The organism is Leptospira bourretii, from assembly GCF_004770145.1.
Lineage (GTDB): Bacteria > Spirochaetota > Leptospiria > Leptospirales > Leptospiraceae > Leptospira_A > Leptospira_A bourretii.
On the sequence record NZ_RQFW01000010.1, the window covers coordinates 337,447 to 362,843 of the forward strand.

Here is a 25,397-nt window from a genome sequence, read left to right on the forward strand (position 1 = left end):
GATATCATTTTGAACACTAAACGAGTCGGTCAAATCATTCGAGAAGCAAGAGAAGATAAAAAACTATCTGTCAAAGATGTAGCGAAAGAAACAAATATCGCAGCCAAATACATCATTGCTTTGGAAACAGAAGATTATTCTCAATTTCCAGCAGAGACCTTTGCTCTAGGGTTTTTAAAAAACTATGCAAGTTATCTAAAGTTAGATGCTGCTATGTTACTCAACCTTTATCGTGGGGAACAAATTGAAGAATCTCAAGCTCCTTTGGAAGAACTCACAAGACCGACGACTACACCTTTAAACTTAGATCGAAATAAAATCATTAGCCTTGTTTCCATTTTTCTTTTTGTGATCTCGGCTTATATCATCTATATTAGTTTTGAAGATTCCAATTCTGGATCAATGGATGAAGAAACCGCAGAAGTTGGTTCGACCGTCGAGACAGTAGCAAGTTCAGACATTCCTTCTGGAATCAATTTTGTTTCTCAAAGTGTTCCTGAGAACGCCAGTGTACCTTTTATATTAACAGAAGACCGTGGTGTGAGTTTCAGTGTGAACAACCAACAATGTAAGATGTTTATCAAAGGTGTTTCCAATGGGAAAGCAAACCTTGGATTTAATATTTTCCCTGAAAAAAATGTATATTTTTTCCAAACAGCAGAAGGAGAGGAAACCATCCTTTCCTATCGCATCGAGGAATTGTCTTCTCTTCGTCGTGATATCCGTGTAGTCACCCAAGCTGTGACTGAAAAATCGGCCAAAGTTCTTGTGACACTGAAAGAAGAAAGAGAAGGGGCTGCTGTAAAATCTCCAGTGGGTGATGTTCCCATCCAAGTCACTTTATTTTTCTCGAAACCAAGTTACGTAGAATTTGTGTTAGATGGTCAAATGGGGGAAAGAGGACTTGTTTCTGCCGGGGAAGTGAAACACCTTGAAGCTCGTGATCGCCTGGAAATCAAAGTGGGTGACGGTGGTGCCGTGGAAATGGTCCAAAACGGAAAAGAACGTTCGGTCCTTGGAAAACCTGGAAAACTCGTCAAAAAAATCTTCATTCGCAAACCAAATCCTTATGATTCCACTCAGTCCATCATTGGAGAGTTAGGCGAGTAATGCCAAAGCTAAAAGAAAAAACGGAAGAGACACCGAAGTCGTTTTTTATCACGACTCTCGGTTGTCCTAAAAATACCGTCGATTCGATGGCCATGCACCAGTCGCTTTTGAAAGAAGGTCTCCTTCCTGCGGCTGGCCCCGAAGCCAGTGACTTCCACTTGGTGAATACTTGTACCTTTATCCAAGATGCCACCAAAGAAACCATCCAAACCATCTTGGATTCCATTGACATCAAAAAGAAAAGTAAACAAAAGTTAGTTGTTGTTGGTTGTTTTGCTGAACGGGCAGGAAAAGAAATTTCCGACGACCTTCCGGAAGTGGACCTACATTTTGGAACGGGAAAATATGACAAAGCCGGTGAGATCCTAAGGAAAAGTTTTCCCCTAGATTTTAAAGACCTTTCCGAATTCAACGAAGACTTACTGGAAAGACTCACCACAAGTAAGGGAATTGAAAACTATTCCAAACCATACTCTTATGTAAAAATTTCTGATGGTTGCAACCGTGGTTGTCACTTCTGTATCATTCCCAACTTACGTGGAAAGTATCGTGATACAGATATTACTGATGTATTATCGCAAACGAAACTAGCAGTAAAAGCGGGATCCAAAGAGATCTGTCTTGTTTCCCAAGATACTGTGTTTTATGGAAAGGATACGGACAAACTTCTGGATTTGGTTCGTTCTGTTGCGGATGTGGATGGTGTGGAACTTCTTCGTCTCCTTTATTTGTATCCGGATAAAAAAACAGAAAAGTTACTCGATCTTTACGGTGAAATTCCTAAAATTGCCCCGTATTTGGAAAGCCCTTTGCAACATGTTTCCAAATCCGTTTTAAAATCTATGAACCGCACGGGTGAATATTCTTATTTCAAATCTCTTTTCCAAAAGGCAAGGGACCTAAGGTCCGATTTGGAAATTCGAACTTCCTTTATTTTGGGTTTCCCTGGGGAAACGATGGAAGACGTAGAAGAAATCATTCGGTTTGTGGAAGATGTAAAACCAGAAAAGGTAAATTTATTTCCTTATTCTCCACAAGAAGGAACGAAAGGTGCAACAATGGATGGGCAACTCAAAGACAAAGAGATTGCTCGCCGTGTGAATCTTGTGCGGGATGCCTATCTTGGGACTTTAAAATCCATCCACCAAAATCGAATTGGAAAATTATACCCGGCCGTTGTGGATGAAGTTTTGGAGAAGGGGGCTATTGTCCGCCGTTTCCAAGATGCACCAGAAATTGATGAAGTGGTTTATGTAGAAGAAGAAGGTCTGAAGGTTGGCCAGTTTGGTCAGGTAAGAGTGGACTCTTTTTATGAACTCGATATGTCGGGGACTTGGGTGGTTTAGTGGAAGATTGGAAAACCATTGCGAATATCCCGAACCTGCTAACTGTTCTTCGGGTGCTTGCACTTCCTTTTTTTATTTTTGCCCTGTTCCAAAAGGAATGGGAATACCAAATTTTTGCCTTTGTCCTCTTTGCTCTTGCCTCTCTCACGGATCTTGTCGATGGGTATTTAGCTCGTAAGTGGAACCAACAAACCGAGTTTGGAAAATTTCTCGATCCCCTCGCTGATAAGTTTTTAGTCATTGGATGTTTTGTTACTTTTTTATTCATCCACGAACCCATTGAGGTTTGGATGGTGGTGCTTATCATTGGGCGTGATATGCTCATTACTTTTTTACGTTACATTGCCGTTCGTTCCGGCCAAAGCCTACGCACTACCATGATGGGAAAAGTAAAAACTGCCTTTCAGATGGGAGCCATCTTAATGATCCTTGTTGTGTTTATGCTCATCTCTGGAAAAAGAAGGGCTATGATCAACGAAACTTATGCAATGGGAAAACTTTCTGGGTATTCCACCTTTGAAGTGGCATCACAACATGCAAATGAGTTTTATACCTTGGCCAAAACCACAGAGTCTTTGAGTTTTACAGACTTCTTTGATTCCATTGCATCTTTTGTTCCTTATTTTGGAATGTTATTCACAACATTCATCACTGTCATTTCTGGGCTTCGTTATATTGTGACCAATTATCAGTTGTTAACTTTCGCAAACCTTAAAAGGATTTTTTATGACCGCGCCAACAGTTAAAGAAATACTCGGACAAGTTGTTTCTGGACACCACCTTGTGGATGACCATGCCGAACTTTTTTTAAGTGAGGTCATGGACGGAAAAGTTCCAGAGCCAGTCCTTGCTTCTTTTCTCACTGCCATGAAAATGAAGGGAGAAACAACGGACGAACTGTACGGATTTGTTCGGGCGATGCGTAACCATGCCATCAAACCTTCAAAAAAGTTTGATTTTGATTTTTTGGATACTTGTGGGACAGGGGGAGATGGAAAGGGAACTTTGAATGTTTCGACTCTTTCGGCTCTCACTCTAGCAAGCCTTGGATTCAAAGTTGCCAAACACGGGAATCGTTCGGTTTCCTCTCTTTCCGGAAGTTCTGATATTTTATCGGGACTGGGATACAAACTAGACCAATCCACAGCAGATTCTGAATCAGAATTCTTACGCACAGGATTTGTATTTTTGTTTGCTCCCGCATGGCACCCAGCCATGAAATACGCAGGTCCTGTTCGTACTGCCTTGGGTTTTCGCACTTTTTTCAATTTGATTGGACCTCTTTCCAATCCTTTCGCCCCATCTCACCAAATGGTCGGGGTTTACGATAAATCTCTTTGTTTGCCGATGGCGGAAATTTTAGGAAGGCTTGGCTCCAAACGGGCCATTGTCTGCCATTCACGAGATGGACTGGATGAATTTTCCATCTTTGAAGAAACGGATTTTGCCTATTTTGATGGAAAGGATACCATGGAACTCTCCTTTGACCCGAAAGAACTTGGCCTAAATTCCAAGGAATTGGACAGAAATACGGTGTTCTCTTCTTCGAAAGAGGGGGCAGAGTCCTTATTTCGGGCGGTTCTGGATCCAAGCGAATCCACCGGGGGCACTTCTATGGTGGCTCTCAATGCGGGCGTCGCTATGTTTTTGCTAGGAGCCACAAAGGATATACGAACAGGATACGAAACTGCCAAAGCGGCACTCCTTGAGAAAAAAGTTCTCCGATTCGTTCGTGAAACATTGAATTTAAGATAAGGCCTGTAAACATTGGATAAATAGCTATGCTCAATTTTAACTTTTTAACACCAGAAATCCTCATCCTTGCCCAAGAAGAAGGTGCAAAGTCGTCTCTCCAGTCACTCATCATCATTCCGATCATGTTAGTTGCTATGTACTTTCTTGTGATTCTTCCAAACAAAAAAGAAGAGAAAAAAAGAAAAGAGATGATCACGAACCTTCAAAAAGGGGACAACGTAGTCACAAATAGTGGCCTTCATGGAAAGATCGTAGAGTTCAAAGACAATAACGAAACAGTCGTTCTCAGTGTTGCTGCGAACACAAACGTAACTTTTGAAACTAGCGCTATTCTGAAGAAGAAAGCCTAAGATGAAGAAACTCTTCTTAATTACCGTAACACTTTGTTTTTCGGCTTCCCTCCTCGCACAGGAGGGTTTGGATTTTTTAGATAAGGTAAATGATAAACCTAAATCGACAACCACCAAACCCAAAGAAGAAACCAATGTAACCACAACCAAAAAACAAACAAATGTTGTGACTACAACCGGAACCGCTACTGGTAAAAAGAAGAAATCGAAAAAGAAATCCAAACAAAACCAACTCACTGGGGAGACTCTTCCTCAAAATACAAACTTAGTTTCCAATCCTAATTCGAATACAACTGTTCCTGTAACAGATAAATCCCTTTCTGGCTTAGACAAACCACTCGTTGTGGTGGAAGAAGAGGAAGTGGTGAGTAACGGTATGTGGATGGATTCGAATGTTTCCGTGGAACCAACTGGACTTCCTGGTTTTGCTTCGGATTTAAAAATGGGAAAAACAGAAAGTGGAAGTGTTGAAACAAACCTCTCTTCCAACAAAGAAACTGGAAAATCTCTTTTTAATTTCTCTGATTTTTTTGCTAAATATAAAAAAGCAATGATGATCCTTGGGATTATCATTCTCTTTGCGTTTTATAGACTTAGATCCGCTCGCCCGGGATCTAGCAGTCGTTCTTATAGAAGATAATAATTTTAGGAGCAAACTAACTTGCAATCGTATCGACTATTGATTCTTCCTTTTTTGATTCTGGCGGTTTCCTTTACCATTTTGTATCCGAACTTCGCCGATCGTACGTTAAAGATTGTTGTGAGAGAAGATGTTTACTCTCTTCCTGAGGCAAATCAAAAAGAATTGGTAAATGCACTTTTTGATCGTTGGGCAAAAGATTATGGCAAAACTTCTGGTTGGACCATTGAACCACAAGGCGCCCTTCCTCCTAAAGAAAATCCTTTTTATACAGTCAAAGGACGATTCATTACTTCTGCAAAGATCAACCAAATCTCCCAAGAAAATCAATCGCTTGTCAGTGAATCCAAAAACAAACTAGAACCTACATGGATTGAAGAAACAATTCGTGGTGGTAAATCTTTATCCATTAAGTTGGGTCTTGATTTACAGGGAGGGATGAGAGTGGTCCTCAAAGGTGACTTTGATGATTATACTTCTAAACTCAAAGACCTTTACGCAAAAGAATTAACGGAACTGAACCTAACACTCAGTAACCCGGCGACAAAACCAGAGGATAAAGAAAAAGCAAAGTCAAGACTTGCTGAAATTGAATCTAGTTTTGATCTTTCTCCCATGCGTAAAATTGTAGAATTAGAAAAAGCGAAGATGATCATTGACAATCGTCTGACGACTCAAAACCTAACAGAGCCACAAGTTCGTATCCAAAAAGAACAAGATGCAATTGAAGTTTCTCTTCCAGGTGTATCCAATTCTGCAGCCATTTTAGAAATTCTACAAAACACTGAAACGGTAGAATATCGTTTGGAAGAACCAACTCCTTTCCTATATAAAAGCCAAATTGCAGACAATGAACGTCGTATGATGGATTTAGGAAAAAGAGAAAACACTGATATTTTCTTATTCCAAGAACTTGTAAAAAACAAAGCGGGAAAAAAAGCCCAAGATGAGTTTTTAGAAGGTCTAGAAAAAAAATACAATATCCCGAAAGACTTTAAAGTATATGCAATGTGGGCACGTGGAAATGCAGCAAAGTCTGCACTTTTACCTCGAAGTTTTGTGGTTTTGGAGCGTAAAATTGCTTTGTCTGGCAATGATATGACCAATGCCCAACCATCGTATAACTCAAACTCTTATGGATGGATGGTTAGTTTTACTCTCACTCCCAACGGAGCTGAAAAGTTTTTTGATCTTACTTCACAAAACCGTGGACGTAACTTAGCAATTGTTTGGGGAGATAAAGTGATCTCCAATCCAGTCATCAATGACCCTATCGCTGGTGGTCGGGCAGAAATTTCTGGAAGTTTTTCGGAACAAGAAGCCATTCGATTAGCCAACGTAATTTCGGAAGGAGCACTTCCCATTCCACTTTCTGTTTTGGAGATGCGATTCATTGGACCAACTCTTGGAATTGAATCCATCGAAGTGGGTGTAAAAGCCGTTGCTATAGGATTTTTCCTAGTAATGGTTTATATGATCTTCTATTATAGGTTAGGTGGATTTATTGCAGACTTGTCACTTCTTGTGAACTTGATTATTCTTGCAGCACTTCTCACTCTGATGGACTTTACTTTGACTCTTCCTGGTATTGCAGGGATCATTTTGACGGCAGGTATGGCCGTGGATGCGAACGTAATCATTTATGAAAGGATCAGAGAAGAGATAGAAGAGGGTAGGGCACTTTCGATTGCAGTCACACGTGGTTTTGAAAACGCATTTTGGACCATTATGGATGCGAACGTAACTACACTGATTGCGGGGATTTTAATGATTCGACTTGGTAACGGACCAATCAAAGGTTTTGCGATCACTCTTTGTTGGGGGATTGTCACAACTTTATTCACCTCTCTTTTCCTCTCCAGATTATTTATGGAGCTAACTGTGAACCGAATCGGTGTTCATCATTTAAATTTAAGACCTTTCTTCTTTGGAAAAAAGGAGACTACAAATGCGTAATATCAATTTCACAAAGTATAAATACTTCACTCTTAGTTTTTCGTTTTTAGCGATTGTTTTTGGGTTTGCGGTCACCTTTGGAAAGTATGGTGGGTTTGCTCACTCACTTGATTTTAACGGTGGTCTTCGTACTGTCGTGGAACTTCCGGCTGACAAATCTCGAAGTGATCTGGATGGATATTTCCAATCCAAAAACATTGAAGCCGTTGTAATCCTTTTGGAAAAAGAAAAGAATATTTACCAATTGGACATCGGGCTTGGATCACTTGATACCATTGAAACTTTGTACAAAGAAATTCCAGAAGCAAATCGAGAGTCTTCTACTTCTGCAATTGATCGTTTTGTGCAACTTCTAAGATACGAATACAAACTCCCTAAAGAAAAAGTTCTTTCGGCAGACCAAGTCGGTGCGGTTGTTGGTGGTGAGTTGACAGAAGTGGGAATCACACTCCTTCTCACAACACTTGCCATCATTCTTTTGTATTTGAGTATTCGTTCTCAGTTTAAGTTTGCTTTGGCTTCTTCCATTGCACTTGTTCATGATATTCTTATGACTTTGGCACTTATTGGATTTTTACAAATCAAACCAAGTGTTCCTATCATTGCGGCACTTCTTACTCTCCTTGGTTATTCCATTAACGATAAAATTGTGGTATTTGACCGGATTAGAGAGAATGCACATGGTAAAGACAACTTAGCACTTTCCAATATCATCAATGTTTCGATCACACAAACCTTGGGTAGAACCATCAATACTTCCTTTACAACTATGATTTCTGTTGTGGCGATCATTGTGGGTGGGGCAGTGGAATTGTATGATTTTGCTTTTGTTCTTCTTTTTGGTGTGATTGTCGGAACCTATTCTTCTATCTATATTGCAGCGCCTATTTCTGAGATCTACGACCAACTCAGGAAAAAACGATTCGCATAACAAAGATTCTATGGATGCAGAGAAACGGAAGGAAACTTATTCTCTGCATTCCCTACTTGGGTTTTTGGCAATGGGAAAAACCGGAGCCAATCCTCCTGTCTCTGCCGTCTTAACGGATGAAACAGGTTCCATTCTTGCCAGTGCACATACTCAAAAATTTGGCGGTAACCATGCGGAGAGGGAACTATATTCTCGTTATCCGCATGTAAGTGAAAACCAAGTTCTTTCCGTTAGTTTAGAACCCTGTACACATTTTGGAAAAACACCACCTTGTCGAGATTTGGTGATCGAAAAAAAACCGAAAGAAATTAAACTCGGATGGAAGGATCCCAATCCCTTAGTGTCTTCTGGAGATTGGGAAAAATATGCAGAGTCAGGCATTTCTGTAACTCTAGATCCCATGCTTGCAAAAGTATCCCTTCCTTTTTTACAGGGTTTTTTACATCGAATCAAAACAGGGCGCCCTTGGGTTTGGATCAAAGCGGCCACATCGATCGAAGGAAATTATGCTTCAAAAGAAAAAAGAAAGGAACGTGTGAGTTCAGAAGAGATGGATCTTTATTTACAAGTTTTCCGCGCCAAAATGGATGCAATTGCAGTGGGTCCCGGAACCGTTTTTGTTGATTCTCCATCACTTCATTTTCGAATTACAGAAGAAATGGTTCTTACGCAAAAACCAGGAATCCGGGTTACAGAATTAGAACCTTTTTTTGAAGCCGGTGCTGGACTCATCTCTTCCTTATTATCATACACAAAAGATTCGGAAAAGTTACATCGTCTAGAGGAAGAAGTTTACCAACCATTTCGTATCTTTTGTTTGGATGAGAACAGGCTACCTTCTGAGACTTTTTTTGCAAAACAAAGGGAACTGACCGAAAAGTTTGGAGTCAAAAAATGTATTTTTTTTATTCTAACAGAGGACGATTCAAAACCTATTGCAAAAGAATTAGAAGAACAAATCAAAATCCTTTCTCCTTATGAAGGAATTTTGATTTATTACGATGAAGGTGATAAGTTTTTAGAAATTCTTGGAGAACTCGGTATCAATACTTTGTTATGTGAAGCCGGTAGTTTTTTCCCAAACTTTCTACAAAATGAACTTTCAGAGGAAGATCGGGTTTTGGAGATTCGAAATGAAAAAAAATCCATTCCAAATGGAATTCCTTTTGTCTATCATAATGAACCACTGATTTCTGAATACCAAGTCGGATCAAACCGTATATTTATCAGAAAACCACAAAGGAGCATCTAATTTATGTTTACCGGTCTTGTTGAAACCCTCGGAAAAGTAATCAAAATCGAACCAATTGATTCGGGAATTCAATTCACAATTGAAACTGAATGGGAAAACCCTGATTTAAAAATAGGAGATTCCATTGCCATCAATGGTGCTTGTATGACGGTCACCGAGTTTAGTGACTTGGGCAATTTATTTAAATTTTATGCATCATTTAAATCACTTGAGCTTACCAACTTGTCTAGGTTAGGGGAGGGTTCGCCAGTCAATTTGGAACGAGCGATGGCACTGGGACAAAGGTTTGGTGGTCATATGGTCCAAGGCCATGTGGATGGAATGGCAAAAGTAATCACCCGAAAACAAATTGAAGCGGAAGTGGAAGAGTTTTGGGTAGAGATTCCCAAAGATCTACAACGTTATTTTGTCAAAAAAGGATCTGTGACCTTGGATGGAATCAGCCTTACTGTGGTAGATGTGAAAGATGGAAACATCCAACTCATCCTCATTCCAGAGACAATGGAAAAAACCAATGCAAACACTTGGAAAAAAGACCAAAAGTTGAATGTAGAAGTGGATGTACTAGCAAAATACATTGAAAACTATTTGGAACAAAGGTCTGGATCTTAGTTTCGTTTCAATAGATCGTCGATTTCGGAATCGGTATCGTCATCGGAAATGTATTTGGCTCGAAAATCCATTTCGTTCATAATTTCAAAAAACATATCTAATTTTGCTAATTTGAATACGTTCATGATCATCGGTTTCATTCCGACAAGGATGAGTTTGCCTTTTTTGTTTTTGAGTGAATTGAGACTTTTGATCAGGGAACCAATTCCAGAGGAATCGATATAGTCGAGGCGGCTCATATCGATGGAAACAATACTTGGGTTTGGTTCAATGAGTTTTGCAAAGATCGACTCAAATTCCTCCGTAGATTCTATATCGAATTTTCCAGCAATTTCAATGGTTTTGATCTTTCCTGTTGCGTTTAGTTTCAGTTCCACTTGGCCTCCGATCCGGAATATTTAGACAAAAGAAAGGGGAAAAATCAATGACTTTCTTTGGGAATCTTCTTTAATTCGGAACGGCTTTCAGAGTTTTAGTATATAGAGGCCTTTCCCCATGATACGTCCGATCGAAGAAGCAATCGAAGAAATCCGCCAAGGCAAAATGATCATTCTCGTCGACTCTGAAGACAGAGAAAACGAAGGAGATTTGGTCTGTGCTTCCCAATTTGCAGACAAAGACAAAATCAACTTTATGGCAACTCACGGTCGCGGACTCATTTGTGTCCCGATGGAAAGAGAAAGATTACAAACACTTGGTCTCGGAAAGATGGTGGATGATCTTTCCTTGGGAGATAAACACGGAACAGCCTTTACTGTTTCTGTGGACGCCAAACATGGAACAACAACTGGTATCTCGGCACCTGACAGAGCCAAAACGGTGGAAGCACTCCTTGATCCCAAAACAAAATCAGAAGATTTGATGCGCCCTGGTCATATGTTTCCTTTACAAGCGGTGACGGGTGGAGTTTTACGAAGGGCCGGCCATACGGAAGCAGCAGTCGACTTAGCAAAGTTAGCTGGTCTTTACCCAAGTGGTGTCATTTGTGAGATTATGAATGATGATGGATCGATGGCAAGAATTCCAGATTTGGAAAAATTTGCAAAAACTCATGGCCTTAATATTTATACAATCGAAGATTTAATTCGTTACAGAAGGCATAAAGAAAAATTAATCCATTTGGAAGTAGAAGCGAGTTTACCAACGGAGTTTGGTGATTTTAAAATCAAAGCTTATTCCACTCAAATTGATGATAAAATTCATATGGCATTGGTGAAAGGGGAAATTGATCCCAAAAAACCGGTGCTCGTGCGCGTTCATAGTGAATGTTTGACGGGAGATATTTTTTCATCCCAACGCTGCGACTGCGGACCTCAACTCCATAATGCCCTTCGTATGATTGAAAAAGAAGGTACGGGAGTTCTACTTTATATGCGCCAAGAAGGGCGTGGGATTGGAATCATCAATAAACTCAAAGCCTATTCTTTACAAGAGGGTGGGCTTGATACAGTGGAAGCCAATGAAAAATTGGGATTTGCACCTGACTTACGTGAATACGGAATTGGGGCGCAGATTTTACGAGATATTGGGGTGAAACAAATGAAACTCATCACCAATAACCCACGTAAGATTGTGGGCCTTGAGGGTTACAATCTGCACGTAACGGAAAGAGTTCCGATTGAGATTGATCCCGTGGAAGAAAACACTCGTTACCTGCAGACAAAAAAAACAAAGTTAGGACATTTACTCAATCTCCACGGTTGAAATTGAATTAGATCCAAGGGCTTTGAATCGGCCATCACCATTAAAAATCCATAATGGCGATGGTTGTAAAAAAATAGTTTCTTCTTTAGTCGTTTTAGACTAAGAACAAAAACTTTTCCCTTATTGGCAAATAAGTATTCCTATTTCCTTATCCAACGTTAAGGAGATAGTCTCGATCGTTTCCAACCCGATTCTAATCTTTCGAAAGATATCCTATCATGTAACCTTCCGACCCTTCCTTGCCAAAATTCGATTTTGGTAGGAGATACCGAATACCCACCCCAATTTTCTGGTTTCGGAATTTCTTTTCCTTCCCACTCTTTGGTAAGTTTGGCAAATTTTTCTTCTAAAAATTCACGGGATGGCACCACCGAACTTTGATTTGATGTGTGCGCTCCGATTTGCGATTCTCTGGGCCTGACTGCAAAATAAGTTTCTGATTCTTCTTTTGCAATGCGGCTTGCTTTTCCCTCAATACGGATTTGTCTTTCCAGTTTCGGCCAAAAGAAATTAAGAGCCACGAAGTGATTGTCGGCAATGTCTCTACCTTTATCGGAATCATAATTGGTAAAAAACTGGAACTCGTCACGGATCAGGCCTTTGAGTAAAACAATCCGCACCGATGGTTGGCCTGTTTTGTCTACCGTGGCCAGGCTCATAGCATTGGGTTCGGCTTCTCCTTCTTCTTTTGCTTCCGAAAACCAAAGACTAAATAATTTTAAGGGATCAGAACCCGCAGTTTCTTCCGAAAGAACAGAGCGAGTGTAGAGTTTTCTCATATGTGGTAATTCATTCAATGGTTCCATAGATCGGAAATCCCTCCCAGTTGTAGTAGTGGACTAGTAACTTTGCAAAATAAGTTAAAAATAATCCGAGGGAAAAATAAAGACCCATAGGAATTTTTTTTCCCTTTAAAGAATCTCCTTTTTTTCGTAAAAGAAAACTAAAACCTACAGCTAGTAGGTATGCTGAATTAAAGTATAAAATCCAAAAGGGATTTCCGGCAATGGCAGCAAAAATGGGGGAAAAAAGCACATCACCCAGGCCAGTACCCCCACGAAATAGAAGGTAAATGATTAAGTAAAAGGATAGAAATCCTAAAAACACCCATAAGGTTTCTAAGTTGAATGATTCACCAAACAAGAAATAGTTGGAAAGAAAACCAAAACCTATGACGAAGGGAAGGTTTTCGTAATCCAGAGAAAATTTGGCGACATCTGTCATCATGGAGATAAGTAAGTGCCCAAACAAAAAAAGGAGGAAGAGGGCACCAAAGATATCTTCCGAAACAAAATACACAAAGATCGCCATGAGACCAAAAAGAAATTCAGAAAGAGGGTAGAGTTTGGGTAGTTCTGTTTCGCAAGACTTACATTTTCCTTTTGTCAAAAACCAACCGAAAATAGGGATGAGATTAGTTTTTGTCACCAAATGCCCGCAAGACGGACAGTGACTTGGTTTGGAAAAAATGATTTTCCAACGTTGAAAGCCCTTTGCTTCCTTTCTTTTTTTGCCATAACAATAAAGTAAGATTCGTTCCCCAAGGGTTGTATAAAAACTAGCTAAGGCCCCGCCAAAAAAAAATAGGATTCCATAGGTCGAGAGGGTCCAAAGTGATAACCAAATCGATTCTTCCATAAAATCCAATGTATTTCCTTTCGTTTAATCTGAAGGACGGAGTTTAACTTTCCTTAGAAAGTTCCTGTAAGGCCTTCATCCCTCGTTTCAAAGTATCCCATTCGGTGGCAAAGGAAAGTCTTACAAAATTCTTTTGGTCACAAAAGATAAATCCAGGAACAAGGATCAGATCTTTTTTGACAGCCCTTTGGATGAATTCTTCATCTGTCACTGGGACTTGGAAAAAGGAATAAAAAGCACCACCGGATTTTTGGATCGGGTAGTAATCTTTCAAAGAATCATAAACAAAGTCACGTTTTTCTTTATAGTCTTGGATATAAGCCGTCATATCTGTTTTGAGTGCTTCGATTCCTGCCCATTGGGTAATGGAAGGGGTACAAACAACAGTATACTGCTGTAAGGTGGTGAGAGCTTTGATAACTTTGTCTTCGGCAAGGATGGTGGCAAGCCTAAGCCCGGTCATATTATAGGTTTTGGAAAAACCAGTAAGAGTGATTGTTTTTTCATACTCAGAGCCAATCGAAAAAAACTCATTATCATAATCAAAGAGTTCATAAATTTCATCACTGATGAGATAAGCACCTGTGCTTTCCGCTAAATTGGCAAGGGCTCTTAGTTGTTCTTTGGAAAGAACCTTTCCTGTTGGGTTCGATGGGTTTGAAAAAATGATTAGTTTGAATTTTCTAGATTTTAAAGATTCTAAGTCTGCTGGTTTAAAACTTTCCTTTAGTGGAACTACTTTCCCACCATAAAATTTTAACATCGCCGGATACATTAAAAAGTAAGGGGAGATGACCAAACATTCGTCACCTTCGTTCACGAGTGCATTGAATAATAAAAATAAGGCAGAAGAGATTCCCGAGGTAACAAGGATTCTGTCTTCATGGGCATAAGAAATTTTGTTTTGGGTTCTGTATTTCTCAGCCATTGCCGATTTTAATTCAGGAATCCCGCCGGTTAGGGTATAAGAAGTTTTTCCATCACGTGCCGCTTTTGTTAAGGCCTCAATGATGTTAGGTGGGCAAGGGAAATGTGGTTGGCCGATACTCAAATTGATCGGGTTTTGGATAGTCCGTGCGAGCTCGAAAGCCTTGCGGATGGGGGAGGAATCAATCCCATACATTCTATTTGCGAAATCCATGAAATCATCATGGTTTTTTGGGGAGGTACGGGTCAATAGAATTTGGTTTACACCTAGGAAATGGATAGAAATCTGAAGGATATGGAATTTGTTACCATCGCTGATGTGAAAGTGCCGGTCCTCCCGCACTCAGAGAAGTTTCCCGTTTTCCCCTCTAGCCTTGTCGAAACTGACTCGGTCAAACAAACCTTACAAAAAATTCTATACCCCATGCTCGAAGGGATTCCCGTCCTTCTTGTCGGTGATGCGGGTGTTGGAAAAAACGCACTTATCTATTATATTAACTCTCTACGCAAACAACCCACCCTTCGATTTAGTTTCAATGAAGACACACTTCCTGAAGACTTAATTGGATCTTACCGCATCCTTCTGGATGGAAAAGGATTCACTTGGTCGAACGGCCCTCTCACCAATGCTTTGTCAGAAGGACTTAGTTTTGTCGCTGATGAGATGAACCTTTGTGCACCAAACATCATCAAACGTTTTTCTTCTGTTTATGAATCGAACTACTTGGATCTTTTGGAAGGAAGTGGGGAAAGGGTGAATGGAAAAACAGGATTTTGGTTTATCGGAACCCAAAACCCCAGTGAAGGATTTGAAGGAAGAAAACCCCTTCCTTTTGATATCACCAAACATTTTGCCGTAGTGTATGTAGATCCGTATTCGCCAGACGAAATGTTTTTTATCTTAAAAAAACTCTATCCCATGCTTGGAGAAGATGTTTTAAAACAAATCATTCGGATTAGTTTGGAATCAGAAGCTCGGATCAAAGCAGGGGAAATTGGAAAAGGTGATTTAGAAAAATACCATTTCAACTTACGAACTTTACAAAAGTATTGTAACCGTTTGGTTTTATTCGGTGCCAAAGACAAAACAGTCGCGGCAAGAGAAGCACTCTACTTATTTGAAGAACCGTTCCGCAAAAAAGAAGATAAAGCCAAACAAAGAGAACTCATTGAATCGGAGTTTGGTGGATCAGTGAAACTTGTTCCGACCAAAGGTTATGTACAAAGTTCTACCATCTTTTGGAATGACAAAGAAATAAAAACCTGGGACGAAAAAAAGACAATCTCTCTTCTATCGACTTACCCAACACCAGAACCCATCTTACAATTTCTCGACCAAGTATTCACTGCCATCCAAGCCAAAGAAAACATTTTAATTGAATATAGAGAAGACCAGGACCCTCAAGAATTTTTGCCACTCTTTACGGAACTTACAGGAATTGAACTTGAGTCTGTTATGTTATCGAAGGGAATGCATACCTCTGATGTTGTGGGCGCTTTAAAACCAACCGAAGAGGGAAATATTGAAAGTGTGACTTGGGTAGATGGTCCCCTAACACGTTCTATTCGGAAAGGTCATATCATTCTCATCTCAGGACTTGAATCTGCCGGTGCGGAGCTCGTTGAAAAGATGAATATGTTAACTGACGATGCGCGTTCCCTAACTTTGCCACCAGAGTCCGGGGAATACCTTCCCATCCAACTCACAGAAAAATCCATCGTGTTTGGAATGAAGTCATTTCGTGCTTCTAAATCAGTAACAACAATTTCTCGTGCCTTTCGTAACCGCTTCACTCCTATTCTTTTTCCTGAACTAGAAGATGTTAAAGTTCTAGAAGAGATTTTAGAATTCTATCTACCAGAAGGGGTTCTTCCTCGTTCCTTGGCACGTTTTCATCTCAAAGCCAAGGAATTGGCAGAAAAACGCACCATTGGATCGGCAAATCTAATGCCTTACCGATTTGGAATCGCAAATCTTTTAAAATGGAAAAACCATATCTATCGCCACAACCAAACAGATGTAAAAGACATTGCCATTCGTGGTGGAAAGATTTATTATACGAACCAAATTGCGGATCCAAAAGAAAGAAAGGAACTCGAACGCCTCCTTGAAGGATTTCTTTCCGGTGTGGAAGTCGTCTCAACACTCTTCGAGGAAATCGAAGAGAAAAAAAAAACGTTTACCGTTGAGTCTGGACTAAATCGTAAAAATTGGTGGGATCCGGAACTCCACAAACGGGACCCACTAACAGGCGTTGCTAAAAAACTCAACTCTGGAGCCGAAACCAAAAGGGGGATTGAGATCAATACTCCAGAAACTGGTGGCGGAACCAAAGAAGGTCCCGATGCTTGGTATGGGCAAGATACGCAAGGGAACCAAGGCCAAGGAGAACCACAAGGGGGAGGTGGTGCTTGGGGTTACCGCACCGACGAACTCTATAAACAATTTTTAAAGAAACGCCGTCTTCTTTGGGATTATTCCATTATGGTAGGTCTTGAAGAATTTAAATCTGTGTTCGGAAAAGAACTGGAAGAAGTAGAACTCAATTTAGAACAACTCTTTGATCCAGAAATTGACATCCACCGGATGTACAAAAACGAAGGTTCCAGGGTGGATGCAAGGAAATACATTTCGTACAAAAGTGGAAGGGGAGATACAAAAATCTTCGATAAAACCACAATTGAAAAGAATGATGAAAAACTCAAAGGTGTAGAAGTTACCTTCCTTGTTTCCAAATGCCGCAGGATCTTTAACTTTGAATATTCGATCGCGATGCTTTCAGCTCTTCTTGTGAGTTTGCATATCTTAAACGAACATGATATCAAAACGAGTGTTCATACTTTTTGTGATATCAAAAACTCCAAAGACACTGTGGATATTTTTAACTTAAAGTCAGCGGAAGAAGACTACACTGCGGACAAAGAGGAAGAGGTTTTCACAGCTCTTTGTAAAAATTGGCACGGGGACAGCATTCCTGAATACCAAGTTCTCTCCAATTCGGAGCGGTTTTTTTCGCCTGATGCCCAAACCAAGATCATTGTGATCCTTTCTGACTTCCGAGGCCAAAGGGCCAAAACTTATATCGAAGATGAACTGGCGTCTTTTGATACGAGAAAGTTGAAAGAAGCTGTACTGAAAAACCAGGAGAAAAATTATGTATTTTTAGGGGTGGGACTTGGGTCTCGCTACATTGCGGAACATGTGTTCCACGACTCCCTGCAGATTACGGCAGACAACTTTTACTCTATGCCGAATTTGATTGGGGCAGAAATTGCACGACTCGTGCAAATTCACCATTCGCTTAGGCAATAATGACTATGGGAAAAACCAAAAAAGACGACAAACCTCGCGGGACCGATCCTTTAATCAATAAAAAGGCAAAGTTCAATTTCGAACTATTAGATTCGTTCGAGGCTGGTGTTGTACTCACAGGGTCTGAGGTAAAATCCCTTCGAGAAAAAAAGGGAAATCTTACCGATTGTTTTGCCAAAGTGAGAAACGGGGAAGTGTTTTTAGAAAACTTTCAAATCCCACCTTACAAAAACGGGGGTTATGCGAACCATCCTGAAATTCGGCCTCGCAAACTCCTCTTAAAAGCAAAAGAAATTGAAAAAATTGATAGGTCCATCAAAGAGAAGGGACTTGTTCTTGTTGCCACTCGTTGTTTCTTTAAAAACAACCGTTTGGTGAAGATAGATGTCGCATTAGCCAAACCAAAAAAACTTTACGACAAACGTGACGACATTCAAAAAAAGGAAGCCAAAATCGATATGGAAAGAGCCATGAAGGAACACCTACGCAAATGAAAGGACTTCCAGTGGTCACCATTGTTGGTAGACAAAATGTGGGTAAATCCACACTATTCAACGCCATTCTCCGCGCACAAAGTGCCATCACAGAAAATACTGCCGGTGTGACTCGGGACGTTTTACAAAAGACTGTCGAAAGATCAGAATTTAAAATTCCGTTCACTTTGTCCGATACACCTGGTCTTGATATTGAAAATATCGACGAAATCTCGAAGGAAATCATTGAAATTGCTTTTGAACATTTGCGAAATTCGGATCTTATCCTCCATGTGATCGATCATAAAGACTTACGTAAATATGATCACAGACTCATCGAATTATTTAAAAAAGACGAAATTCTAAAAGATAAGATGGTTTTAACTCTTATCAATAAAGTGGATACCGAACAAGACGAATATGATCTGGAACCATTTTACAAACTGGGACTCAACGAACTTCTTCCGATCTCGGCCCTGGGTCGAAGGAATTTTGATCTCCTGTATCAAAAGATTAATTTTTTTCTTCCAGACAAAATCAAAATGCCGGAAGACCCGTATTGTAAAATTGCCATCATTGGGAAACCTAACTCGGGTAAGTCGTCACTTCTGAATACCTTTCTCGGTTACAAAAGGGCCGTTGTGAGTGATGTCCCAGGAACCACAAGGGATTCAGTTTCGGATCAGTTTTATTTTCAAAACCAAAAATTAGAAATCATTGATACTGCCGGGATTCGAAGAAAATCCAAAACAGGGGAAAGTTTGGAATTCTATTCTTATAAACGTACCCTTCATAGTTTGGGAGAAGCCGATGTGGTAGTCCTCCTTGTGGATGCCATGAAGGGGCTCGGTGAATTTGATAAAAAGATCTTTGGTGAAATCCAAGAACTCGGAAAACCGATGATTGTGGCTGTGAACAAATGGGATCTGGTTCCAGAAAAAGAATCCAATTCTTGGAAACACTACAAAGACCGGATGGAGGCCAAACTTTCCATTTTGAAGGAACGCCCTCTCATTTCCCTCTCTGCCAAGGAAAAACTCCGCACCCATAAACTCCTAGAATCGGTGATTGCTCTCTATGAAAAGTCCCAGAAAAAGCTGACCACCCGTGCCCTAAATGACTGGTTAAGCAAGTGGGGGGGCAAAAATAAGGTGCAGAAGGCATCCAATCGACCTCCGAAGGTGTATTACGCCACGCAAGTGTCCCAGATTCCTTTTAAAATACTTTTCTTTGTTAACGATACGAAACTCTTTCCGTCAAATATTCTAAGCTTTTACCGAAAGAGTATAGTAGCGGAGTTCGGACTGGATGGCCTAGCCGTTGAGATCGAACTTCGGAATAGAAACGAGGGTAAGGAGGGCAAGGAATGATACTTGCCGCAGTCCTATTGAGCTACCTTTTGGGTGGCATTCCGGTCGGGTTTCTCCTGGCCAAACAAGTGCGGGGGATTGACATCCGCGAACACGGTAGCCGTAACATCGGTGCCACCAACGTCGGCCGGGTCATTGGCTGGAAGTATGGAATCATCGCCCTCTTTTTGGATGCCCTGAAAGGTGCCATTCCTGTCGTTGCCGCATCCTATATCGAGTCTCCTTATTCACTCACAACCACAGAAATTTTACTTGGATCTGTTGCCATCCTTGGCCATACATTCACTCCTTTTCTCCATTTCAAAGGAGGAAAAGGGGTAGCCACGGCTCTTGGGGTGTATATGACCCTTGTTCCCATTGTTACAGTTTGTGCAGTTGTGATCTTTTTTATTGTCTATAAAATTTCTGGATTTGTTTCTCTAGGGTCCATCTTGGCTACTCTTTCCATGCCCATTTGGTATTTTGGAACCACAAAACTCATTCCTGATTCCGAATACCAACCAGTCATCTTTTTTGTGTTAGTTGCTACTTTTTTCCTCATTTCCTATTCCCATAGAGAAAACATCAAACGTTTGGTGTTAGGCAAAGAACTTCGAGCAACACAGAATGCAAACTGAACGCGAATCGATTCTCACTAACAAAGAAAAACTTTTTCTTCTGACTAAGTTTGTAGAAGACCATCCGGAAGCAGAAATCCAGGACTTCTACAAATGGTTGTATTATGGAGAGTTTGGAATGGAAGAGTCTTCCTTGATTATGACAGGTAGACAATCCATTCCTGAGTTACACATCGTTCTCAGTGAAATTAAAAAAGAAGAATCGGAAACTAGGGAATCGGAGCTCATTTGGGAGCCGATGGGACTTGCGGCAAGGTTTGTCAAAGTTTATGTAACCAAATACTATCATATGGATTGTCCAGTAAAACGTTTGGTGAATTTACTCGAAAGGTCCCCAGCGTTTCGCGGGGCTAGGATGAGTTTTAAATTGGACTGGAATCTGCTGAAAGAAACCGTTTTAGAGTTACGACCTGAACTGGGCCGTCGTGATTTTATCAACTTTGAAGAAAGAATCAATTTCCACCAATTGCCAGCACTTCCATATACAGAAGGTTATGCGGATAAAAATCCATGTGCTTACCGCGTGGTATCGCAAAAATTATTTTTTGATTATTTTCCTGAGTTTGAAGACAATTCTGTTTTTCATCCTTTTTCTGGAAATGAATCCATCATTGGATAAAGACTTCGTTTTAAATATCGGATTTCTTTTTTGATAGATTGGATCATGAGTTGGTTTTTGCGTAACAGTTCCAAATCCTTGTGACGTAAAATATAGATTTCCGTTTTCCGCACCATCCTTCTTAAATAAGACTGTTCCCGCATCCAAATCCAAATGTCCGATTCTTGAAAGATTTGGGTTGGTATTTTTTCTTCAAACTTTTCCAAACCATCTTCCATAAATTCTAAATCTTTTTGGATCCTTCTGTATAGGTTTTCTGAACCATTTGGGAGTAAGTAAGACGTAACTTCTATTTGTCTTTTTGTATTTTCCTTTTTTGCCTTGGACGGTGGCGATTGGTTTACGATTGTTTTTTCGATTCCACTTTCCTTCATAGAATCTAATTTCCAAATGGAAAGTTCTCTCCAAGGGTAGTTATGGTTTGGAGTCCCAATTAAATTCTCCTTGGCTTTTTCAGGAGAAAGGGTTTGGATTCCCGTTATTTCTGCCCCATCTTCGTTTACGTTGAAAAGTTGCATTTCACTGACTGAACTTGCTGACTCTTCAAACCAGTGTCTGTACAAATCCAAAACATAATCGGTAAGGACAGATCCTTTTCCCCCAGCTCTTGGAACAAAACGAGTTTCCCTTTTCCGAATGATGACTTCATTGATCCGCTCTAAACTATTCTTTCGACCAATTAATGTGAGCCATTTTTCATTATGATGAGTTCCCGTGGAATGGATCTCTCTTCCAGAATAGGCCAAGTCTTGGCCAAGAAAATACACAGAGGTAAATCCCATAAAGCGCAACATATCAAAGGCAGTGGTAGCCACAGATCCCCCGGATTGGATATCTCCCACTTCACGAAATACCTGTTCGGCGAGTTCTCCTCCCGCAGTGACTTCCCGAACCAGTGAACCTTCCGCATCCACTTGGTATTTAGCGGTCACAGAATGTACAACAGAATGAAACATAGGTTCCCTGAGAAGTGTAGGAGAACTGACAAGATCCGCAAAGAGGGGAATCCTGGTCAGCGACTCTCCCATAAAATGAAAAAAGGAGTTGGTTTGAGCATCCAGTGTGACAACCCCGTCTGCTTCGATTCCTGCTTTGATAAGAACTTTTAGAGAAGTATCGCAAGATAAAACAAATACTTTGTCTCTGACAGATTGTAACCAAGGGAGATTTTTTCGTAAACTAGGACCAGCTGACACGAGTACGGCGGTAAGACCTTTGAATTTATCCTTTAAAGAAGAGATGGGATGACGAAGAGGTGTTTCTTTTCCTACATGTACCAAATTCCAAATAGAGTTTTTAATCCATAACCTTTCAAATTCAAACTTGGTGAGTAGGTCACTCATCTTTGCAGAAAACACGGTTTGGGTTTTTTCTTCTAATTCGCGAAAGACTGGGTTTCTATTGGTATCGGTTGGGTTACGAATGACCTTCAGTCCACTCACTCGTTCAATGGGTAGGGACTCCAAATAGTTAAAAAACAAGGGAAAAAATGCATCTCCTGAAAACAGATGCCTACCTGGGACTTGTAAAACAGGGATTAAAATTTTTTCCCAAATAACAGGGATTAACGTTTCATCATCTCCGATGAGAATGAGGATTTGGCCTGGGGTCAAAGTTTCACTGATCTTTTGGATGAGGTGGGGATTTCCAAGTCCAAACAAAATCACAATATCGGTTGCTCGTAAGGAATAAGAATCTAAAAGTCGAATGGCTTGTGTTAGGGGGGAGAAGGAAGAGGATAGTGGTTCCCCATTTAATGAGACATAATATTCCCCTGGTTTCTTGGCTGATCCCAATTCCCAAAGGTTCTCGGATGAGAAGTTTCTGAAATAATTTTGCAAGTAAGGCTTTCTTTCAAAAATTTCACTGGAAATCGGATCGATAATTTGGGACATAATACTATCTAAGGTTTTTTCTTATGTCTCCCAAGCGGTGTCAACTGGGAAACTTAAGGAATCGAACGGCGAAACATATATGCACTTAAAGAGCCTAAGTATTGTTGGATTTAAAACATTTGCAGATGAGACGGAGATTACGTTTGATCCCGGTTTTACTGCTGTCGTCGGGCCGAATGGTTCGGGGAAATCAAATATCGTCGATTCAGTCAAATGGGTCTTTGGAGAAAAAAGTGCCAAGGGACTCCGTGGGGAAAAGATGGACGATGTCATCTTCCACGGAACAGAGAGTAGGCGAGCGGCAGGATTTTCCGAAGTTTCCATTCTCTTTGATAACGATGACCATTTTTTCAACATTGATTTTCCATCAGTAAAAATCACTCGTCGTTTGTACCCTGATGGGGAAAACGAATATTACCTCAATGATATCAGAACCACAAGAAAGGATATCGAAAAAACCCTTCTCGATACAGGAATTGGTAAATCTAGTTATAGTATTTTAGAACAAGGTCGAGTGGACCAAATCCTCAATTCTAAACCAGAAGAAAGAAGGGCCATCTTTGAAGAAGCAGCAGGTGTTTCTCGGTTCAAACTAGATAGGAAAGAAGCCACAAAGAAGTTGGATGATACCAACCAAAACCTACTGCGCATCCAAGACATTATGAACTCTATGGTCAAAGACCTAGAAGTCAAAGAAAAACAATCGGAAAAAGCCGAACAGTATTTCAAACTCAAATCCGATTTGGATGAGTCTGACAAAAACCTAAGATTTTTAAAACTCAGAGACTTCAAACGTCGAATGAAAAAATCGGATGAAGAACTACTTGAGATCCGAGAAAAAAACAAATCGATTCTATCTCTCATCCAAAACGAAACCAATTTGATTTCTGAAAAGGAAACCACCAAAGAGGCGAAAGAAAAGGAAATTGCAGAAATCGATAAAAAGTTATTTGATCATCTTTCTAAGAGCCAAATCCAAAAAGAAAAAATAGCCAAAAACAAAACCTTTATTTTGGAGTATGAACTTCGGATTGGAGAAATCCTTTCGGCTTTGGAAACAGAAAACCAAGCCACAATCAAACTCGAAGTGGAAAAACGGGCGATAGAACTGGAAAACGAACGCCAAAGAGAGATCCAATCCACTTTACAAGATGAGATTCAAACTTTGGAATCGAAACGGGTTTCCTTAGAACTTTCTATCAAAGAAGAAGAAAAGTCTATTGAAGAAAAAGAAGGTAGGATTCAGGAAAATGAAAAACGCCATATCACCCTTCGAGACAAACAAAAAACAGTTATCTTCGAACTCATCCAAGAGTTAGAAAATAAAAAAAGGGAATCGAGAGAAGGAGAAGAAATTCGTAATGCTGACAAAGCCGATCTTCTTTCTGATTTAGAACTTTACCGAAACAAATTAGAATCGGCTTTAAATCAGTTGGGATCATCGAATTTGAAGGATGGGATTTCTGACTTACGTGAAATCAAACTCGATCGTTATTCCGAAAAATTAACTTCCTTTTTAAAAAGAGAGGATGATTTTAGAAACTTACTTTTTGATAAAGACGGGATCCTCTCCAAAAAAGAATCCATCGACCAAGAAATCGAAGATTTAATTTTAGAAAATGAAAACCTAACACGAGGAATTCGGGATCACCAAAGTAATATTATTTTGCACAGAAGCCATTGGGAAGAAACAAGAACCCAAATTGTGGAACTGGAGAAAAAACTTCTCGAATCCAATTCTCGTTTAGAAAACCAACAAAAAGAAATTGCTGTCCTTGATGAAAGGATTGGTGAAATTGAAAAACGAATTTTAGGGGCCAAGGAACAAGAGTCTGTCATTCGCGATAAAAAAGATAGTTTGGAGAAAGAAGTCGAAGTTCTAGAAAAAGAAATCGAAGAATCTTACCAAGAATTTCTTTCGATGAGTCGAATTTTGGAATCCGAAAAGGAAACCTTACAAACTCTTGTAGAAGAAATCTCAGGAATCAAATCCAATATCACAAAAAACCAAGAAGTGTTCCAAAACCTTCTCCCTTTACTTTCTGAAAAAGAAAGAACCAGTTCTGCACTGAAAGTACAAATTGATTCCCTTGTGGAAGAATTGTACAATGATTATTCCCTCACCGATTCTGAATTAGAAACAGAACGAGGGAGTCTGGAACTGGACCAAAAGGCAGAGGAAAGAAGATTAAGATCGGCAAAGTCCGAGATCCAACTTCTTGGTTCCATCAACCCACTTGCGATTGAAGAGTATCGTAACATCAAAGAAATCTACGAACACAATTTGAAACAAAAGATAGATATCGAAAGTTCAAAAAAAGACATCGAAGAAGTTTTAAAACGAATCAACGAAGAGTCGGAAAAACTTTTCCAAGAAACGTTTGAAAAAATCAAACAAAACTTCCAGGAAACCTTTTCGACTCTTTTCAATGGGGGAAGGGCGACTCTCGAACTTACGGAAAAAGAGGACTCTCTTAATTCTGGGGTTGAGATTATGGCAGAACCTCCAGGAAAACATGTTCAAAACTTACGATTGTTATCTGGTGGGGAAAAATCTCTCACAGCGATTGCACTTCTTTTTGCCATCTACATGGTCAAACCAAGTCCATTCTGTTTTCTAGATGAGATTGATGCAGCACTGGATGAGGCCAATAAACTAAGGTTCTGTCAAATTCTTGACCGGTTCAAAGACAAAACACAGTTCATTGTGGTTTCCCACGCACAGTCCACGATCTCTAGAGCCAATGCCATCTTCGGGGTTACCAACGAAGAACCAGGAATCTCAAAGATCCTCTCACTTCGTTTGGATGAAGCAAAATCTCTTTCCAAACAAATCACGCAAAAGACAGGAACCGACAACTAGGTCGGTTCTTTAAGTGTCTCTCCCAT

General features: G+C 40.2%; 22 protein-coding genes. 17 read left to right on the plus strand and 5 right to left on the minus strand.

Going from position 1 to position 25,397, the window contains the following annotated elements; genetic code table 11:
- Nucleotides 1-9: 9 nt before the first annotated feature.
- Genes EHQ47_RS06535 through EHQ47_RS06580 form a run of 10 tightly spaced genes read left to right on the plus strand, consistent with a single transcriptional unit; the run spans nt 10 to nt 9,952 of the window.
- Nucleotides 10-1,110: a helix-turn-helix domain-containing protein gene (locus EHQ47_RS06535; protein ID WP_135693020.1), complete on the plus strand. Its 1,101-nt coding sequence runs from the start codon at nt 10-12 to the stop codon at nt 1,108-1,110.
- Complete coding sequence (locus tag EHQ47_RS06540) at nt 1,110-2,456, plus strand: MiaB/RimO family radical SAM methylthiotransferase (RefSeq protein WP_135776804.1); 1,347 nt, start codon at nt 1,110-1,112, stop codon at nt 2,454-2,456. Before EHQ47_RS06535 ends, EHQ47_RS06540 begins: the two co-directional genes overlap by 1 nt.
- Nucleotides 2,456-3,202 (plus strand): CDP-diacylglycerol--glycerol-3-phosphate 3-phosphatidyltransferase, encoded by a 747-nt coding sequence (gene pgsA, locus EHQ47_RS06545; RefSeq protein WP_135776805.1) that lies wholly within the window; start codon nt 2,456-2,458, stop codon nt 3,200-3,202. The genes EHQ47_RS06540 and pgsA overlap by 1 nt, the downstream gene beginning before the upstream one ends.
- The gene (gene trpD, locus EHQ47_RS06550; protein WP_135776806.1) at nt 3,183-4,211 is read left to right on the plus strand and encodes an anthranilate phosphoribosyltransferase; all 1,029 of its coding nucleotides are present in this window, start codon (nt 3,183-3,185) and stop codon (nt 4,209-4,211) included. The genes pgsA and trpD overlap by 20 nt, the downstream gene beginning before the upstream one ends.
- Nucleotides 4,212-4,237: 26 nt before the next feature.
- Complete coding sequence (gene yajC / locus EHQ47_RS06555; protein WP_004789187.1) at nt 4,238-4,561, plus strand: preprotein translocase subunit YajC; 324 nt, start codon at nt 4,238-4,240, stop codon at nt 4,559-4,561.
- Between the two features lies 1 nt (nt 4,562).
- Nucleotides 4,563-5,201, plus strand: a complete 639-nt coding sequence (locus tag EHQ47_RS06560) for an SRP-less Sec system protein (protein WP_135776807.1) — start codon at nt 4,563-4,565, stop codon at nt 5,199-5,201.
- 21 nt (nt 5,202-5,222) lie between these two features.
- The gene (gene secD, locus EHQ47_RS06565) at nt 5,223-7,157 is read left to right on the plus strand and encodes a protein translocase subunit SecD (RefSeq protein WP_135776808.1); all 1,935 of its coding nucleotides are present in this window, start codon (nt 5,223-5,225) and stop codon (nt 7,155-7,157) included.
- Nucleotides 7,150-8,088 (plus strand): protein translocase subunit SecF, encoded by a 939-nt coding sequence (secF, locus tag EHQ47_RS06570; RefSeq protein WP_135776809.1) that lies wholly within the window; start codon nt 7,150-7,152, stop codon nt 8,086-8,088. The genes secD and secF overlap by 8 nt, the downstream gene beginning before the upstream one ends.
- Nucleotides 8,089-8,098: 10 nt before the next feature.
- Nucleotides 8,099-9,340, plus strand: a complete 1,242-nt coding sequence (locus EHQ47_RS06575; protein WP_135776810.1) for a dihydrofolate reductase family protein — start codon at nt 8,099-8,101, stop codon at nt 9,338-9,340.
- A gap of 3 nt (nt 9,341-9,343) precedes the next feature.
- Nucleotides 9,344-9,952 carry a riboflavin synthase gene (locus EHQ47_RS06580; RefSeq protein WP_135747974.1) on the plus strand — a complete coding sequence of 203 codons (609 nt, stop codon included), beginning with the start codon at nt 9,344-9,346 and terminating at the stop codon, nt 9,950-9,952.
- On the opposite strand, the gene EHQ47_RS06585 is transcribed toward EHQ47_RS06580, so the two are convergent.
- The gene (locus EHQ47_RS06585; protein WP_135693029.1) at nt 9,949-10,329 is read right to left on the minus strand and encodes an STAS domain-containing protein; all 381 of its coding nucleotides are present in this window, start codon (nt 10,327-10,329) and stop codon (nt 9,949-9,951) included. The genes EHQ47_RS06580 and EHQ47_RS06585 overlap by 4 nt on opposite strands.
- A gap of 118 nt (nt 10,330-10,447) precedes the next feature.
- Here EHQ47_RS06585 and EHQ47_RS06590 point away from each other — a divergent pair, with 118 nt between their 5' ends.
- Entirely contained in the window at nt 10,448-11,656 is a 1,209-nt protein-coding gene (locus EHQ47_RS06590) for a bifunctional 3,4-dihydroxy-2-butanone-4-phosphate synthase/GTP cyclohydrolase II (protein ID WP_135693030.1), read from the plus strand.
- A gap of 158 nt (nt 11,657-11,814) precedes the next feature.
- Here EHQ47_RS06590 and pdxH read toward each other — a convergent pair whose 3' ends face one another.
- Genes pdxH through EHQ47_RS06605 form a run of 3 tightly spaced genes read right to left on the minus strand, consistent with a single transcriptional unit; the run spans nt 11,815 to nt 14,435 of the window.
- Complete coding sequence (gene pdxH / locus EHQ47_RS06595; RefSeq protein ID WP_208727407.1) at nt 11,815-12,453, minus strand: pyridoxamine 5'-phosphate oxidase; 639 nt, start codon at nt 12,451-12,453, stop codon at nt 11,815-11,817.
- Nucleotides 12,446-13,294, minus strand: a complete 849-nt coding sequence (locus EHQ47_RS06600) for a prepilin peptidase (RefSeq protein ID WP_135776811.1) — start codon at nt 13,292-13,294, stop codon at nt 12,446-12,448. Before EHQ47_RS06600 ends, pdxH begins: the two co-directional genes overlap by 8 nt.
- A 43-nt stretch (nt 13,295-13,337) precedes the next feature.
- Nucleotides 13,338-14,435, minus strand: a complete 1,098-nt coding sequence (locus EHQ47_RS06605; protein WP_208727399.1) for a pyridoxal phosphate-dependent aminotransferase — start codon at nt 14,433-14,435, stop codon at nt 13,338-13,340.
- Nucleotides 14,436-14,516: 81 nt separating this feature from the next.
- On the opposite strand from EHQ47_RS06605, the gene EHQ47_RS06610 reads away from it, so the two are divergent.
- Genes EHQ47_RS06610 through EHQ47_RS06630 form a run of 5 tightly spaced genes read left to right on the plus strand, consistent with a single transcriptional unit; the run spans nt 14,517 to nt 20,613 of the window.
- Nucleotides 14,517-17,534 carry an AAA family ATPase gene (locus EHQ47_RS06610; protein ID WP_135776887.1) on the plus strand — a complete coding sequence of 1,006 codons (3,018 nt, stop codon included), beginning with the start codon at nt 14,517-14,519 and terminating at the stop codon, nt 17,532-17,534.
- A 5-nt stretch (nt 17,535-17,539) separates the two neighbouring features.
- Nucleotides 17,540-18,028 carry an SsrA-binding protein SmpB gene (gene smpB / locus EHQ47_RS06615; RefSeq protein WP_002974168.1) on the plus strand — a complete coding sequence of 163 codons (489 nt, stop codon included), beginning with the start codon at nt 17,540-17,542 and terminating at the stop codon, nt 18,026-18,028.
- Nucleotides 18,025-19,377, plus strand: coding sequence for a ribosome biogenesis GTPase Der (gene der, locus EHQ47_RS06620; protein ID WP_135747977.1), 1,353 nt, complete (start codon nt 18,025-18,027; stop codon nt 19,375-19,377). Before smpB ends, der begins: the two co-directional genes overlap by 4 nt.
- Nucleotides 19,374-19,994 (plus strand): glycerol-3-phosphate 1-O-acyltransferase PlsY, encoded by a 621-nt coding sequence (gene plsY / locus EHQ47_RS06625; RefSeq protein WP_135747978.1) that lies wholly within the window; start codon nt 19,374-19,376, stop codon nt 19,992-19,994. Before der ends, plsY begins: the two co-directional genes overlap by 4 nt.
- A complete protein-coding gene (locus EHQ47_RS06630) occupies nt 19,984-20,613 on the plus strand; it encodes a hypothetical protein (RefSeq protein ID WP_135776812.1) in 630 nt (209 codons plus the stop codon). The genes plsY and EHQ47_RS06630 overlap by 11 nt, the downstream gene beginning before the upstream one ends.
- Here EHQ47_RS06630 and EHQ47_RS06635 read toward each other — a convergent pair.
- Nucleotides 20,577-22,508 carry a motility associated factor glycosyltransferase family protein gene (locus EHQ47_RS06635; RefSeq protein WP_135776813.1) on the minus strand — a complete coding sequence of 644 codons (1,932 nt, stop codon included), beginning with the start codon at nt 22,506-22,508 and terminating at the stop codon, nt 20,577-20,579. The two genes, EHQ47_RS06630 and EHQ47_RS06635, sit on opposite strands and share 37 nt — an antisense overlap.
- 79 nt (nt 22,509-22,587) lie before the next feature.
- Between EHQ47_RS06635 and EHQ47_RS06640 the strand changes: the two genes are divergently transcribed.
- Nucleotides 22,588-25,371, plus strand: a complete 2,784-nt coding sequence (locus EHQ47_RS06640; protein WP_135776814.1) for a chromosome segregation SMC family protein — start codon at nt 22,588-22,590, stop codon at nt 25,369-25,371.
- Nucleotides 25,372-25,397: the final 26 nt, after the last annotated feature.

Coding starts and splice junctions, on each gene's coding strand:
- EHQ47_RS06590 (WP_135693030.1), top strand. CDS start 10,448: ATGATACGTCCGATCGAAGAAGCAATCGAAGAAATCCGCCAAGGCAAA.
- EHQ47_RS06605 (WP_208727399.1), bottom strand. CDS start 14,435: ATGGATTTCGCAAATAGAATGTATGGGATTGATTCCTCCCCCATCCGC.
- EHQ47_RS06600 (WP_135776811.1), bottom strand. CDS start 13,294: ATGGAAGAATCGATTTGGTTATCACTTTGGACCCTCTCGACCTATGGA.
- der (WP_135747977.1), top strand. CDS start 18,025: ATGAAAGGACTTCCAGTGGTCACCATTGTTGGTAGACAAAATGTGGGT.
- trpD (WP_135776806.1), top strand. CDS start 3,183: ATGACCGCGCCAACAGTTAAAGAAATACTCGGACAAGTTGTTTCTGGA.
- EHQ47_RS06630 (WP_135776812.1), top strand. CDS start 19,984: ATGCAAACTGAACGCGAATCGATTCTCACTAACAAAGAAAAACTTTTT.
- yajC (WP_004789187.1), top strand. CDS start 4,238: ATGCTCAATTTTAACTTTTTAACACCAGAAATCCTCATCCTTGCCCAA.
- EHQ47_RS06635 (WP_135776813.1), bottom strand. CDS start 22,508: ATGTCCCAAATTATCGATCCGATTTCCAGTGAAATTTTTGAAAGAAAG.
- EHQ47_RS06640 (WP_135776814.1), top strand. CDS start 22,588: ATGCACTTAAAGAGCCTAAGTATTGTTGGATTTAAAACATTTGCAGAT.
- plsY (WP_135747978.1), top strand. CDS start 19,374: ATGATACTTGCCGCAGTCCTATTGAGCTACCTTTTGGGTGGCATTCCG.
- EHQ47_RS06580 (WP_135747974.1), top strand. CDS start 9,344: ATGTTTACCGGTCTTGTTGAAACCCTCGGAAAAGTAATCAAAATCGAA.
- secF (WP_135776809.1), top strand. CDS start 7,150: ATGCGTAATATCAATTTCACAAAGTATAAATACTTCACTCTTAGTTTT.
- EHQ47_RS06610 (WP_135776887.1), top strand. CDS start 14,517: ATGGAATTTGTTACCATCGCTGATGTGAAAGTGCCGGTCCTCCCGCAC.
- EHQ47_RS06560 (WP_135776807.1), top strand. CDS start 4,563: ATGAAGAAACTCTTCTTAATTACCGTAACACTTTGTTTTTCGGCTTCC.
- smpB (WP_002974168.1), top strand. CDS start 17,540: ATGGGAAAAACCAAAAAAGACGACAAACCTCGCGGGACCGATCCTTTA.
- EHQ47_RS06575 (WP_135776810.1), top strand. CDS start 8,099: ATGGATGCAGAGAAACGGAAGGAAACTTATTCTCTGCATTCCCTACTT.
- EHQ47_RS06540 (WP_135776804.1), top strand. CDS start 1,110: ATGCCAAAGCTAAAAGAAAAAACGGAAGAGACACCGAAGTCGTTTTTT.